This is a genomic window from Caballeronia grimmiae (genome assembly GCF_000698555.1).
In the GTDB taxonomy this organism is placed as follows: domain Bacteria; phylum Pseudomonadota; class Gammaproteobacteria; order Burkholderiales; family Burkholderiaceae; genus Caballeronia; species Caballeronia grimmiae.
The window spans coordinates 1-14,064 of the sequence record NZ_JFHE01000068.1 but is presented as its reverse complement, the minus strand read 5'-3'; the positions used below and the strand labels follow the sequence as shown (position 1 = coordinate 14,064).

Below are 14,064 nucleotides of genomic sequence, written 5' to 3'. Positions count from 1 at the left end.
AGAACGGCGCGGGCAAATCCACGCTGATGAAAATCCTCGCGGGCTACGAGCGCCCGAACGCGGGCATGATTTCGATCGATGGCGCGCGCATCGACTTCACGAGTTCGCGCGATGCGGAACGCGCGGGCATCGTACTGATTCATCAGGAACTGAATCTCGCGGATCACCTGAGCATCACGCAGAACATGTTTCTCGGGCATGAACTGCGCAAGGGCTACCTTCTCGACGAACCCGCGATGCGCGACGACGCCCGCGCCGCGCTCGCCGATGTGGGCCTGCACAAGAATCCGGATACCAGGGTCCGCGAATTGATCGTCGCGGAAAAGCAGCTCGTCGAGATCGCGAAGGCGATGCTGCGCGATGCGCGTCTGCTCATCATGGACGAGCCGACGGCCACCCTCACGCCGTCCGAAACGCAACGCCTCTTCGCGCTGATGGCGCGCCTGAAAGAGGCGGGCGCGACCATCGTCTATATCTCGCACAAGCTCGATGAAGTGGAGCGCGTGACGGACGAAGTCATCGTGATGCGGGACGGCCGCTTTGTCGCGCGCGCGCCGACGTCGGACCTGACGCGGCAGCAGATGGCGAACCTGATGGTCGGCCGCGAAGTGTCCGACATGTTTCCGCCGAAGCCCGCGCTCGCCGCCGATGCGCGCGTCGCTTTCGAAGTGGAAGGCGCATCGGTGCCGGGCTGGGCCGATGGCGTGAGCTTCTCGGTGCGCGAGGGCGAAGTGTTCGGCTTCGCGGGACTGGTCGGCGCGGGCCGCACCGAACTGTTCGAGGCGCTCGTCGGCTTGCGGACGTTGAGCGCGGGGCGCGTGACCATCGAAGGCGAAGCGGCCACGCTGAAAAGCCCGCGCGATGCGATGCGTCACGGCGTCACGTATCTGAGCGAAGACCGCAAGGGCCGCGGCCTGCACGTCGACATGGCGCTCAAGGACAACCTGACGATGATGACGCTCGAACGCTACGCGCGGCCGTTCATCGACAAGCGTGCGGAGCGTGATGCGCTCGGCGTCGCGATGAAGGACTTCGGCATTCGCACGGGCAACCCGGCAAACCGCGCGCGCATGCTGTCGGGCGGCAACCAGCAAAAGCTCGCGCTCGCGAAATTTTTGCATCCCGATCCACGCGTCATCGTGCTCGATGAACCGACGCGCGGCGTCGATGTCGGCGCGAAACGCGACATCTATTTCCTGATTCACCGCCTAGCCGCCGAAGGCCGCGCGGTGATCGTCATTTCTTCCGAGCTGATCGAACTGATCGGGCTATGCCATCGCGTGGCGGTAATGCGCGCGGGCGAACTCGTCGCCACACTCGGCATGGACCTTCTGACCGAAGAGAGGTTGATCGCGCATGCGACCGGCACACACTGAAGACACCGAAAGCGAAAGCCGTTTCGCGGCGTTCTCGCGCATTCTGTTCGGCATCGGGCCGCTGCTCGGGCTGATTGCGCTCTGCATTGGCGGCACGCTGCTCAACAGCGACTTCGCCACCCTGGACAACGCGATGAACGTGCTCACGCGCACGTCGTTCATCGGCATCATCGCGGTGGGCATGACCTTCGTGATCATTTCGGGGGGCATCGACCTGTCGGTGGGATCGATGGCCGCGTTGATCGCGGGCAGCATGATCTACATGATGAACGGGCTGATGCAGGGCGTGAGCGGCCATGCGGTGCCGCCGCTCGTGATCCTTGCGCTCGGCATCGTGCTAGCCCTCGTGCTCGGCGCGTTGTTCGGCCTCGCGCATGGCCTGCTGGTGACGAAGGGGCGCATCGAGCCGTTCATCGTGACGCTCGGCACGCTCGGTGTGTTTCGCGCGCTGCTGACGTGGCTTGCCGACGGCGGCGCGCTCACACTCGACAATTCGCTCGTCGATCTCTACGGCCCGGTGTACTACGCGAGTCTCTTCGGCGTGCCGGTGCCGATCTGGGTCTTCGCCATCGTCGCGGGAGGCGGCGCGCTGGTGCTCAATCGCACGGTGTTCGGGCGGCACGTGCAGGCCATCGGATCGAACGAGCAGGTGGCGCGTTATGCGGCGATACGCGTCGATCACGTGAAGATCGCGACTTACGTGCTGCTGGGCCTGTGCGTTGCCGTGGCGACCGTGCTTTATGTGCCGCGCCTCGGTTCGGCCACGCCCACAACCGGCCTGCTATGGGAACTCGAAGCCATCGCGGCCGTCGTGGTCGGGGGCACTGCGCTCAAGGGCGGCGAGGGGCGCGTGATCGGCACGGTCATCGGCGCGATTCTGCTTTCGGTCATCAACAACATCCTGAATCTGACGAGCATCATTAGTGTGTATCTGAACGCGGCGGTGCAGGGCGCCGTGATCATCTTCGTAGCCTTCTTGCAGCGTGGCCGTCGTTAATATTCGAACAGGAGACATCGTCATGAAGAAACTCTTCCGCGCGCTCACCGCGCTGACGCTCACGGCGAGCGCGTTTGCCGTTGCGCCGTCCGCATCCGCCGCCGATAAGGTCGTGCTGGGCGTCGCCATTCCGACTGCGACGCACGGCTTCACAGGCGGCATCGTCTGGTGGGCGAACGAAGCGAAGAAGGAGCTGGAGAAGGCGCATCCGGATCTCAAGATCATCGTCAAGACGGCGGGCGGCGCGCCCGAGCAGGCGAACCAGTTGCAGGATCTCGTGACCGTCAACAAGATCAATGCGCTCGTGATCTTCCCGTTCGAATCGGCCTCGCTCACGCAGCCCGTTGCGCAAGTGAAGAAGAAAGGCGTGTATGTGACGGTCGTCGATCGCGGCCTGACCGATACCAGTGCTCAGGATGCCTACGTAGCCGGCGACAACACCGCGTTCGGCAAGCTGCCCGCCGAATACCTCGCGAAAACGCTCAACGGCAAGGGCGATATCGTCGCGCTGCGCGGCATTCCCACGACGCTCGACAACGAACGCTGGGCGGCTTTCGAAGGCGTGATGAAACAGTATCCGGACATCAAGATTCTCGATGCGAAGTATGCGAACTGGAATCGCGATGACGCGTTCAAGGTGATGCAGGACTATCTCACCCGCTTCAAGCATATCGACGCGGTCTGGGCGGCCGACGACGACATGATGATCGGCGTGCTGAAGGCGATCGATCAGGCGAAGCGCACCGATATCAAGGAAGTGTTCGGCGGCGCGGGATCGAAGGAAGCCGTGAAGCGCATCATGGACGGCGACAAGCGCGTGCGGGCCGATGTCTCGTACTCGCCGAAGTTCATCTACGACGCGATCAAGCTCACTGCCGAAGCGCGCCTGAAGGGCGACAAGCTGCCGCCGACGACCATCATTCCTTCGGTGCTCATCACGAAGGAAAACGCGAAGCAGTTCTACTACCCGAACTCGCCGTTTTGAGCGTCAGGCCGGTCACGCGTTGACCGGCATTCTTATCGAGGCGAAAGATGAAGACCATCAAGGGCCCCGCGATCTTTCTCGCACAGTTCATGGGCGATGCCGCGCCGTTCGATTCGTTGAAGAACCTGGCGTCGTGGGCGGCATCGCTTGGCTACGAGGGCATTCAGGTGCCTTGCGATGCGCGTCTGATCGATCTGGAGCAAGCCGCATCGAGCGATGCGTATTGTGACGATATACGCCGCACCGTCGAAGATGCAGGCGTTGCGATCACCGAATTGTCGACGCATCTGCAAGGGCAACTCGTGGCGGTGCATCCCGCTTACGACACGCTGTTCGATGGCTTCGCGGCGCCGCACGTGCGGGGTAATCCTTCCGCGCGGACCGAGTGGGCGATAGCGCAAATGAAGCACGCGGCGGCGGCGTCGAAGCGGCTCGGTCTGAACGCGCATGTCACGTTCTCGGGTGCGCTGGCGTGGCCGTATGTTTATCCGTGGCCGCAGCGTCCGGCGGGTCTCGTGGAAGCTGCGTTCGATGAACTCGCCAAGCGCTGGCGTCCGATTCTCGATGAGTTCGATCGCGCGGGCATCGACGTGTGCTACGAACTGCATCCCGGCGAAGACCTGCACGATGGCGTGACCTTCGAGCGCTTTCTCGCCGCGGTCGATGACCATCCGCGCGCGAACATTCTCTACGATCCGAGTCACTTCGTGTTGCAGCAGCTCGACTATCTCGCGTTCATCGACATCTACCACGCGCGCATCAAGGCGTTTCATGTGAAGGACGCGGAGTTTCGTCCCAACGGTCGGCAGGGCGTGTATGGCGGCTATTTGGGCTGGGTGGAGCGTGCGGGACGTTTTCGTTCGCTCGGCGATGGCCAGATCGACTTCAAGGCGATCTTCTCGAAGATGGCGCAATACGACTTCGGAGGCTGGGCCGTGCTCGAATGGGAATGTGCGTTGAAGCATCCGGAAGACGGCGCGCGCGAGGGCGCGGTGTTCATCCGCGATCACATCATCCGGGTGGCGGAACGGGCGTTCGACGATTTCGCCGGCAGCGGCGCGAGCCAGGACGCGATGCGCGATGTGCTCGGCATCGGAGAGCAGCGATGAAGCGCGTGCGCCTGGGAATGGTGGGTGGCGGCGAAGGCGCGTTCATCGGCGCGGTGCATCGCATGGCGGCGCGGCTCGACGATCGTTACGAGCTGGTGGCGGGCGCGTTGTCGTCGGATCCGCGGCGGGCGGCGTCGAGCGCGGCGGCGATCGGTTTGCCGCGCAGCTACGACGATTATCGCGAGATGGCGCGCATCGAAGCGGGGCGTTCCGATGGCATCGAAGCGGTGGCGATCGTCACGCCGAATCATCTGCACGCGCCGATCGCAACGGCGTTTCTCGAAGCGGGCATTCACGTGATCTGCGACAAGCCGCTCGCGGTATCGCTCGATGAAGGCGAGGCGCTTGCGAAGCTGGCGCGCGCGAAGCGGCTCGTGTTCGCGGTGACGTACACATACACCGGCTATCCGCTCGTACGCCATGCTCGCGCGATGGTGCGGCAGGGCATGCTCGGCGATATCCGCGTCGTGCAGGTGGAGTATGCGCAGGACTGGCTGTCGTTGCCGGTCGAGACGCAGGCGAACCGGCAGGCCGCGTGGCGCACGGACCCGTCGATGGCGGGACCGGCGGGATGTCTCGGCGATATCGGCACGCATGCGTATCAGCTTGCGGAGTACGTGACGGGGATGCGGCCTTCGGAGCTATCGGCGGAAGTGACGACGTTCGTGCCAGGGCGGCGCGTCGACGATCATGTTCAGGCGATGCTTCGGTATCCGAACGGTGCGCGCGGGATGTTATGGGCGAGTCAGGTCGCGGCGGGCGAGGAGAACGGCTTGCGGCTGCGCGTGTATGGGACGAAGGCGGGACTTGCTTTCGATCAGCAGTCGCCGAACGAATTGTGGTTCACGCCGGTTGGCGGGACGTCGCGTCGCTTGACGCGCGGGCGAGTGCAGGGCGCCGAGGCGCTGCATGCGACACGCGTGCCGGCAGGGCATCCGGAAGGGTATATCGAAGCGTTCGCGCAGGTTTATACGGATGCGGCGGCTTGTATCGCGAGCGGGACCACGCAGGGAGATGAGTGGCTTACCACGGTGGACGACGGGGTCGCGGGGTTGAGGTTCGTGGAGGGCGTGTTGCGGAGTAGCGGGATGGATGGGGGGTGGGTCAGCATCGATTGAAAACGAGGCAGCCATGAGGCTGCCCCGCTCGTTCAACGGCTCACGTCATCACGCCCAGTTCGCGTGATACGACCCTGCCTTATCCGTCCGCTCGAACGTATGTGCGCCGAAGAAATCCCGCTGCGCCTGCACCAGATTCGCCGGCAGCCGTTCCGATCGATACGCATCGAAATAGGCAATAGCAGACGAGAACGCCGGCACCGGAATGCCCGCCTTCACCGCCGCAACGACGACATCGCGCAGCGCGTCCTGATACTTCGCCGCGATATCGCTGAAATACGGATCGAGCAGCAGATTCGCGAGGTTCTTGTCAGCCGCGTAAGCATCGGTGATCTTCTGCAGGAAGCGCGCACGGATGATGCAGCCCGCCCGGAAGATCTTCGCGATCTCGCCATACTGCAGATTCCAGTTGTACTCGTCCGATGCCGCGCGCAACTGCGCAAAGCCCTGCGCATACGAGACAATCTTCGACAGATACAACGCACGCCGCACCGATTCGATGAATGCCTCGCGATCCCCATCGAACTTCGGCGACGGACCCGACAGCACCTTGCTCGCCTTCACGCGCTGATCCTTCAGCGACGACAGCACGCGCGCAAACACCGCTTCGGTAATCAGCGGCAGCGGCGCGCCGAGATCGAGCGCGTTCTGGCTGGTCCACTTGCCGGTGCCCTTTTGCGCGGCGCGATCGAGAATGACATCGACGAGATCCTTGCCGGTCTCTTCGTCCTTCTTCGCAAAGATCTTCGACGTAATTTCGATCAGGTAGCTATCCAGCTCGCCCTGATTCCACTCGACATACACCTTGCCCAGCTCTTCGTTCGAGAGGCCAGCCACGCGCTTCAGCACGTCGTAGCTCTCGGCGATCAGCTGCATGTCGCCGTACTCGATGCCGTTGTGCACCATCTTCACGAAGTGGCCCGCGCCGTCCGGTCCCATGTACGCGACGCACGGCTCGCCATCCGGCGCCTTCGCGGCAATCTCGTGCAGGATCGGAGCGACCAGTTCATAGGCTTCCTTCTGTCCGCCCGGCATGATCGACGGCCCCTTCAGCGCGCCTTCCTCGCCGCCCGACACGCCCGTGCCGATGAAATGCAGGCCCGACTTCGCGAGATCCTGATTGCGGCGGATGGTATCGGTGAAATGCGTGTTGCCGCCGTCGATGAGAATGTCGCCTTTTTCGAGCAGCGGGCGCAGTTGCGCGATGGTCTCGTCGGTGCCCGCGCCGGCCTTCACCATCATCAGGATGCGGCGCGGCGTTTCGAGCGATTGCACGAACTCTTCCAGCGTGTACGTCGGCACGAGCTTCTTGTCGGGATGTTCGGCAAGCAGTTCGTCGGTTTTGGCGCGGCTGCGGTTGTAGACCGAAACGGCGTGCCCGCGGCTCTCGATGTTCAAGGCCAGGTTGCGGCCCATGACGGCGAGGCCCACCACGCCGATAGCTTGTTTGCTCATGCTTGATCTCCGAATGACCGAAGCGCTTGCGGCTCGTGGCGCGGGCGCTTCGGATGAAAACTGTGGATGGATGCGGCGCTCGCGCTTCACGAGGCGTCATGGATGCTACCGACACCTGCCCATTGGGCGAGCGCAGACCGCCCGAATTTACCACTTTGGGCGGCATCCGGCAGCGGTGGCGGCCGCGCACGCACGCGGGCATCGGCATAGAATGGACGCCCCTGACCGTATCGCATCCTTCATGGCGCTTTCGCGGCGCACACGAGCGCATCACTATTCGGTTTATGTCGTCGAACTGTCGGACGCGGTCTGGAACGAGGCGCGCTTTCGTCGTGCGAACCCGGATTACGTGCTCGGCAAGCCGTTCGTCTATGTCGGGATGACGGGCGTCGACCCGGACGTGCGTTTCGACAAGCACAAGGCCGGCATCCAGTCGAACCGCTTCGTGCGGGATTACGGGCTGCGGCTCTTGCCGCATCTGTACGAGATGTACAACCCGATGCCCTACGACGGCGCACGCGACATGGAAGTGGAGCTGGCAATCGGCTTGCGCGAAGCGGGCTATGGCGTGTGGCAGGCTTGAGCGAATCAAACGATCAACAAGGAGCGAGGCATGCGGATTCTGGTAGTGGGCGCGGGGGCCATCGGCGGATATTTCGGGGCGCGGCTGCTCGAAGCGGGTCGCGACGTGACTTTTCTCGTGCGCGAGCGGCGTGCGCAACAGTTGCGCGATGGCGGCCTGAACGTGCGAAGCCCCGAGGGCGATGTGCGCATCGGCAATCCGCCGATCGTGCTGACGCAGGAAATCGCCGAGCCTTACGATCTCGTGCTGCTCGGTTGCAAGGCTTACGATCTGCAGGGCGCGATGGATTCGCTCGCGCCCGCGGTTGGCCCCGATACGGCAATTCTGCCGCTCCTGAACGGCATGGCCCATCTCGATGCGCTCGACGCGCGCTTCGGCGCCGGCAAAGTGCTCGGCGGCCAATGCGTGATCGCCGCGACGCTGGACGCTCAGGGCGCCATCGTTCATCTGAACACGATGCAGTCGATGACCATCGGCGAACGCGCGGGCGGCCGGTCGGCGCGCATCGATTCGATCGGACAGCAATTGAGCGGCGCGGGCTATGAGTTGAACGTCAGCGAAAACATTCTGCAGGCGATGTGGGACAAGTGGGTGTTCCTCGCAACGCTCGCGGCCGGAACATGCCTGATGCGCGCGCCCATCGGCGACATCGTGGCCGCGCCGGGCGGGGAAGCACTGCTGCGCGGAATCTTCGACGAGTGCAGCGGTATCGCCGGCGACAACGGCCATGCGCCCGGCGAAGCGGTGCTCGCGCGCTCGCGGACGTTCTTCTCGGAGCGCGGCTCGCTGATGACGGCGTCGATGCTGCGCGACATCGAAAACGACGCGCCCATCGAAGCGGACCATATCGTCGGCAATCTGTTGGCGCGGCGAAAGACGGCGTTCGACGGAACGTCGTTGCTGGCGGTGGCTTACGCCCATCTGAAGGCGTATGAGGCGCGGCGTGAGCGCGAGGAGCGCGCGTCGAAAGGCTGAGCAATTGCGGGAGCCGCATCCGACGCTGTACGCTTCCCGCTTCCTGGCCATTCCTTGCGCGCCATGCATCAGAACGACACGCCCAAGCCCACCATCGCCGAACTCTTCATCGGCTTTCTGACGCTCGGCCTCACCGCGTTCGGCGGCGCGCTGCCGCTCGCACGGCGCGAGATCGTCGAGCGCCGCAAATGGCTCGATGCCGACGCGTTCACCGATCTCCTCGGCCTCTGCCAGTTTCTTCCGGGCGGCAACGTCATCAATCTGTCGGTCGCCATCGGCATGCGCTTTCGCGGGCTGCCCGGCGCGCTCGCGGGGCTGCTCGGACTGCTCGTCGGGCCGTCGCTGGTCGTGATCGCGCTGGGCGTCGTCTATCAGCGCACGCATCATGATCCGCGTGTCGCGCATCTGTTCGCGGGGCTCGCGGCGGCCGCGGCGGGGCTGCTCATCGCGATGTCGGTCAAGCTCATGTGGCCGCTTCGCAAGAAGCCGGAAGCGGCACTCGTCGCGCTTGCGATGTTCGCGGCCATCGCGCTGTTCCGCACGCCGCTGCTGCCGTCGATGCTGGTGCTCACGCCCGTTTCGGTGCTCATCGCGTGGAAGGTGCGCCGATGAACGACGATCTCTTGTCGCTAGCCGCCATCTTCAGCCAGTTGTCGCTGCTCGCGTTCGGCGGCGGCAATACCATCCTTCCTGAAATGCAGCGGCAGGTCGTGCAGGTCCATCACTGGATGACCAAAGCCGATTTTTCCGCGCTCTTCGCGCTCGCGCAGGCCGCGCCCGGGCCGAACATGATGGTCGTCACGCTGATCGGCTGGCACGTCGCGGGCTGGCCGGGCGTGCTCATCACGTCGATCGCGAAGTTCGGGCCGTCATCGCTCGTCACGATTGCGGCGCTGCACGCGTGGGAGCGCTTCAAGGACCGGCCCTGGCGGCGTTATGTGCAACTCGGGCTCATGCCGATCACCGTGGGACTCGTCGCGGCGAGCGCGTTGCTGATCGCCGAGGCGTCCGATCAGACGGCGATGCTCGGCGGCATCACGCTCGCCGTCGCGCTGCTGGCTTACCGGACGAAGCTGCATCCGTTATGGCTGCTCGGGGCCGGCGCGCTGATCGGGCTGACGGGATTCGGGCAGTAAAGCGCACGCGGGCTGGCAGGTTTTCTGCTGCTTCGCGGGATAACGAAAGCGATGAGGACAGCACCATGAGCATGACCACCGAATACGCGAAGACCGCGCCGGATCGCAGCGAAGTCGACGCCCTGACCGCTCCCACCGTCGTCGAATTCGGCACGGACTGGTGCGGCTACTGCCGCGCCGCGCAGCCGCTGATCGCGCAGGCGTTTCAGGCGCATCGCGGCGTGCATCACATCAAGATCGAGGATGGCAGCGGCCGCCCGCTCGGCCGCTCCTTCCGCGTCAAACTTTGGCCGACGCTTATCTTCATGCTCGGCGGCAAGGAAGTCGCGCGCCTCGTGCGCCCCGGCGATGTCGGCGAGATTCGCGACGCGCTCGCGCTCATCGACGAGCCACTGGCGGAATGATCGCGGTTTAAGGGCTAAGGGTTATCGCCGAAGAGACATGCGCGGCGTCAACTTGTATGATAACCCGATGACTTCCGATGCCACGACGCCGCGCATGTTCGAAAGAATCTCGCCCCGCGCGCTCTCCGATACGGTCGCGCAGCAGTTGCAGAAGCTGATCGAGACGGGCAGTTTCGCCGCGACAGGCAAGCTGCCGAGCGAAGCCGTGCTCGCGCAGGAGTTCGGTGTGAGCCGCACGGTGATTCGCGAGGCCGTCTCGCGTCTCAAGAACGAGGGCATGGTCGAGCCGCGGCAGGGCAGCGGCGTGTTCATCGTCGAGCGGGCGGGCATCCGGCCGCTGCGCATCGATTATGCGCAGGCGGTCGAGCCGGGCGCGGTCGTGCAGATTCTCGCGCTGCGCCGGGCGATCGAAGCCGAAGTCGCCGCCGAGGCCGCGCTGCGCCGCACCGATGCGCAACTCGCCGCCATCGAGGCCGCGCTCGCCCGCATCGACGAAGCGGTGCGCGAAGGCCGCGATGGCGTCGCTGAAGACGTGGCGTTCCATCGTGAGATCGCGAACGCCACCGGCAATCCGTATTTCCTGAAGACGCTCGCCTTCCTGAATCAATATCTGGAAGCGGGCACGCTCGTCACGCGCCGCAACGAGGCGCTGCGCGAGGACTTCTCGCGGCAAGTGCGCGAAGAGCATGCCGAAATCGCCGCCGCCATCCGCGCGGGCGATGCGGCACTTGCGCGTCACGCCGCCCAGACGCATCTTTACAACGCCGCGCGCCGTCTCGCGGAAGCCGGCATCCGCTAACCTTCACTCGAAGAGAATCGCCATGTCCAGAAACGTGGGAGTCATCGGCTTGGGCGCAATGGGGCTGGGCGTCGCGCGCTCGCTGCTGCGCGCGGGCTTTGCCGTGCATGTATGCGATGTGCGCCGCGACGTGCTCGACGCCTTCGCCGCGGAAGGCGGCATCGCGTGCGCGTCGCCGGCGGAGCTGGGCGCCAAGTGCGATGTCGTCGTGACGCTCGTCGTCAATGCGGCGCAGACGGAAGCCGTGCTGTTCGGCGATAACGGCGCGGCGCCCGCGATGAAGCCGGGTGGCGTCGTGCTCGCCTGCGCGACGGTTGCGCCGGGCTTCGCGGTGGAACTCGGCAAGCGCATCGAAGCCTTGGGTCTGCTGATGATCGACGCGCCCGTTTCCGGCGGCGCGGCGAAAGCGGCATCCGGCGAAATGACGATGATGACCTCCGGCCCCGCCGATGCCTACGCCGCCTGCGAGGACGTGCTCGACGCGATCGCCGGGAAGGTCTATCGCCTGGGCGACGCACACGGCGCGGGATCGAAGGTGAAGATCATCAATCAACTGCTCGCGGGCGTGCATATCGCGGCGGCGGCCGAAGCGATGGCGCTCGGCTTGCGCGAGGGCGTCGACCCGGACGCGCTTTACGATGTCATCACGCATAGCGCCGGCAATTCGTGGATGTTCGAGAACCGCGTGCCGCACGTTCTGTCGGGCGACTACACGCCGCTTTCCGCGGTCGATATCTTCGTGAAAGACCTGGGCCTCGTGCTCGATACCGCGCGCACGTCGAAGTTTCCGCTGCCGCTTTCGGCGGCGGCGCATCAGATGTTCATGATGGCGTCGACGGCGGGCCACGGCGGCGAGGACGATATCGCGGTCATCAAGATCTTTCCGGGCATCGACGTTCCCAAAAGCGCGAAGTGACGGCGCCGCCCGGCTTGCCGCGACCACCCATTCAAGGAGACACCCGATGCCCCGCTTCGCCGCCAATCTCACGATGATGTACCCGGAACACGCGTTCCTCGACCGCTTCGCCGCCGCCGCGAAGGACGGCTTCAAGGCGGTCGAATTCCTCTTTCCGTACGACTTTCCCGCCGCCGACATCAAGACGCGCCTCACCGACAACGGCCTCACGCAGGCGCTTTTCAACGCGCCGCCGGGCGACTGGTCGGCGGGCGAGCGCGGCATTGCTTCGCTGCCGGGACGCGAGGACGAGTTCAGGGCGAGCGTCGACAAGGCGCTCGAATACACCGCCGCGCTCGGCAACCAGAAGCTGCACGTGATGGCGGGGCTGATCACGCCGGAGCAGCCGCGCGAGAAACATCGCGCGGTGTATATGAAGAATCTCGACTATGCGGCGAAGGCGGCGCAAGGCGCGGGCATCGGCATCGTGATCGAGCCGATCAATACACGCGACATTCCCGGCTTCTTTCTCAATCGTCAGGACGAAGCGCAGTCCATCTGCGATGAAATCGGTGCGCCGAACCTGCAAGTGCAATTCGATATCTATCACTGCCAGATCGTCGAAGGCGACATCGCCGTGAAGCTCAAGCGCGACATGAAGCGGCCCAACGCGGGCATCGGTCATATTCAGATTGCGGGCGTGCCGGACCGTAACGAGCCGGACATCGGCGAAATCAACTATCCGTATCTGTTCGATCTGATCGATTCGCTCGGCTACGACGGATGGATCGGTTGCGAATATCGTCCGAAGGCGGGCACGTCCGACGGCCTCGGCTGGCTCAAATCCTATCTCTGACACAGGAGCGACGCGAATGAAGATCCTCATTACTGGCGGCGCCGGTTTTTTGGGCCAGCGGCTCGCCAGACGCTTGCTCGATCGCGGCGAACTGAACGGCAAGCCGATTAGCGAACTGGTTTTGCTCGACGTCGCGCGTCCCGCCGATGCGCGCCTTCTCGCCGATTCCCGCGTGCGCGCCGAAACCGGCGACATCTCGGATCGCGCGGTGCTGGAACGTCACGTCGACGCGAGCACGGAAGCCATCTTCCACCTCGCGGCGATCGTCTCGGGTCAGGCGGAAGCCGACTTCGACCTCGGGATGAAGATCAATCTCGACGCATCGCGCGCGCTGCTCGAAGTGTGCCGCGCGTCGGGACATGTGCCGCGCGTCGTGTTCACGAGTTCGGTCGCGGTCTATGGCGGCACGCTGCCCGCCATCGTTCGCGACGATACGGCGCTCAACCCGCAATCCTCGTACGGGACGCAGAAGGCGATCGCCGAATTGCTGCTGTGCGACTATGCGCGGCGCGGTTTCGTCGATGGCCGCGTGCTGCGGCTTCCGACCATCAGCGTGCGGCCGGGCAAGCCGAACGCGGCGGCGTCGTCGTTCGCGAGCGGGATCATTCGTGAGCCGCTGAACGGCGAGCGCTCGATCTGTCCGGTCGATGGCGGCACGCGCTTGTGGCTGCTGTCGCCGCGAAGCGCGATCGAGGCGCTCATCGCCGGCTGCGAGCTGGATCGTGCGGCGCTGGGAGATCGTCCGGTAGTCAATCTGCCGGGGTTGTCGGTGAGCGTCGACGAGATGGTCGCGGCCTTGCGCGAAGTGGCGGGCGATGAAGCGGTCGCGCGCATCGACTGGCAACGCGACGAGCGCATCGAGAAGATCGTCGGAAGCTGGCCGGGCGCGTGGGACACGTCGCGGGCGGAGGCGCTTGGGCTGAGCGGCGATGGGTCGTTCGTGGAGGTGGTCCGGGGGTATATCGGGGAGCGATCTGCGTAGTTCCGATGCCGTGCGCGCTGCACGGCATTGCGGTTTTACTCTTTGGCACTGCGGCACATGCATCGTTGGACATGCCTCGCAAGCGACCGTAAGCCCTCCCTGATTTTCAGAATTTTCCGCCTATCGAAACGTTAGCAAACGTTTGATACTGCTTGCGGCCAGTTTTTGGCCTGGTGGCGCAAGTGGTCCTCTCGTTTGTGATCGAACGAGTTGTCGGGTTGGCTTATTCACGGGATGTCGGTCAATGTTTGTCGTTCAGGACCGCAAAGTTGAACGGGGCGATGGTTTCCGCTGGTGGCCGAAGGCGCGGTGGTGCCCGGCCGCACAAACGCGCGTCTGATGGACCCGCGACTGCTTCCGCTTTACGACCGCGAACGCCTGTACATGCAGGCGT

The 14,064-nt window shown here is 64.4% G+C and carries 15 protein-coding genes; 14 read left to right on the top strand and 1 reads right to left on the bottom strand.

Annotated features, from left to right (window positions below):
- The 5 genes from BG57_RS29590 to BG57_RS29570 all read left to right on the top strand — a co-directional run.
- The coding region (locus tag BG57_RS29590) for a sugar ABC transporter ATP-binding protein (protein ID WP_035970648.1) at positions 1-1,376 on the top strand (1,376 nt) is incomplete at its 5' end.
- A complete protein-coding gene (locus BG57_RS29585) occupies positions 1,357-2,373 on the top strand; it encodes an ABC transporter permease (protein WP_035970647.1) in 1,017 nt (338 codons plus the stop codon). The genes BG57_RS29590 and BG57_RS29585, both read left to right, overlap by 20 nt.
- A 22-nt stretch (positions 2,374-2,395) precedes the next feature.
- Positions 2,396-3,358, top strand: a complete 963-nt coding sequence (locus BG57_RS29580; RefSeq protein WP_035970645.1) for a substrate-binding domain-containing protein — start codon at positions 2,396-2,398, stop codon at positions 3,356-3,358.
- 47 nt (positions 3,359-3,405) lie between these two features.
- A complete protein-coding gene (locus BG57_RS29575) occupies positions 3,406-4,467 on the top strand; it encodes a sugar phosphate isomerase/epimerase family protein (RefSeq protein WP_035970644.1) in 1,062 nt (353 codons plus the stop codon).
- Positions 4,464-5,585, top strand: a complete 1,122-nt coding sequence (locus BG57_RS29570) for a Gfo/Idh/MocA family protein (RefSeq protein ID WP_035970643.1) — start codon at positions 4,464-4,466, stop codon at positions 5,583-5,585. The genes BG57_RS29575 and BG57_RS29570 overlap by 4 nt, the downstream gene beginning before the upstream one ends.
- Before the next feature lie 48 nt (positions 5,586-5,633).
- Here BG57_RS29570 and gndA read toward each other — a convergent pair whose 3' ends face one another.
- Entirely contained in the window at positions 5,634-7,040 is a 1,407-nt protein-coding gene (gene gndA / locus BG57_RS29565) for an NADP-dependent phosphogluconate dehydrogenase (protein WP_035970642.1), read from the bottom strand.
- Between the two features lie 211 nt (positions 7,041-7,251).
- Here gndA and BG57_RS29560 point away from each other — a divergent pair, with 211 nt between their 5' ends.
- The 9 genes from BG57_RS29560 to denD all read left to right on the top strand — a co-directional run bounded on the left by BG57_RS29560 (position 7,252) and on the right by denD (position 13,670).
- Positions 7,252-7,623, top strand: a complete 372-nt coding sequence (locus tag BG57_RS29560; protein WP_174447255.1) for a hypothetical protein — start codon at positions 7,252-7,254, stop codon at positions 7,621-7,623.
- 30 nt (positions 7,624-7,653) lie between these two features.
- On the top strand, positions 7,654-8,598 hold the full coding sequence (panE, locus tag BG57_RS29555; protein ID WP_035970640.1) for a 2-dehydropantoate 2-reductase: 945 nt from the start codon (positions 7,654-7,656) through the stop codon (positions 8,596-8,598).
- 63 nt (positions 8,599-8,661) lie between these two features.
- Complete coding sequence (locus tag BG57_RS29550) at positions 8,662-9,210, top strand: chromate transporter (protein WP_035970638.1); 549 nt, start codon at positions 8,662-8,664, stop codon at positions 9,208-9,210.
- Complete coding sequence (locus BG57_RS29545; RefSeq protein WP_035970637.1) at positions 9,207-9,734, top strand: chromate transporter; 528 nt, start codon at positions 9,207-9,209, stop codon at positions 9,732-9,734. Before BG57_RS29550 ends, BG57_RS29545 begins: the two co-directional genes overlap by 4 nt.
- 65 nt (positions 9,735-9,799) lie before the next feature.
- Positions 9,800-10,138: a thioredoxin family protein gene (locus tag BG57_RS29540; RefSeq protein ID WP_035970636.1), complete on the top strand. Its 339-nt coding sequence runs from the start codon at positions 9,800-9,802 to the stop codon at positions 10,136-10,138.
- Between the two features lie 94 nt (positions 10,139-10,232).
- On the top strand, positions 10,233-10,937 hold the full coding sequence (locus BG57_RS29535) for a FadR/GntR family transcriptional regulator (RefSeq protein ID WP_035970649.1): 705 nt from the start codon (positions 10,233-10,235) through the stop codon (positions 10,935-10,937).
- A gap of 22 nt (positions 10,938-10,959) precedes the next feature.
- Positions 10,960-11,853, top strand: coding sequence for an L-threonate dehydrogenase (gene ltnD, locus BG57_RS29530; protein ID WP_035970635.1), 894 nt, complete (start codon positions 10,960-10,962; stop codon positions 11,851-11,853).
- Positions 11,854-11,899: 46 nt separating this feature from the next.
- Positions 11,900-12,688 (top strand): 2-oxo-tetronate isomerase, encoded by a 789-nt coding sequence (gene otnI, locus BG57_RS29525; protein WP_035970634.1) that lies wholly within the window; start codon positions 11,900-11,902, stop codon positions 12,686-12,688.
- Between the two features lie 16 nt (positions 12,689-12,704).
- On the top strand, positions 12,705-13,670 hold the full coding sequence (gene denD, locus BG57_RS29520) for a D-erythronate dehydrogenase (protein WP_035970632.1): 966 nt from the start codon (positions 12,705-12,707) through the stop codon (positions 13,668-13,670).
- The last annotated feature ends 394 nt before the right edge of the window (positions 13,671-14,064 follow it).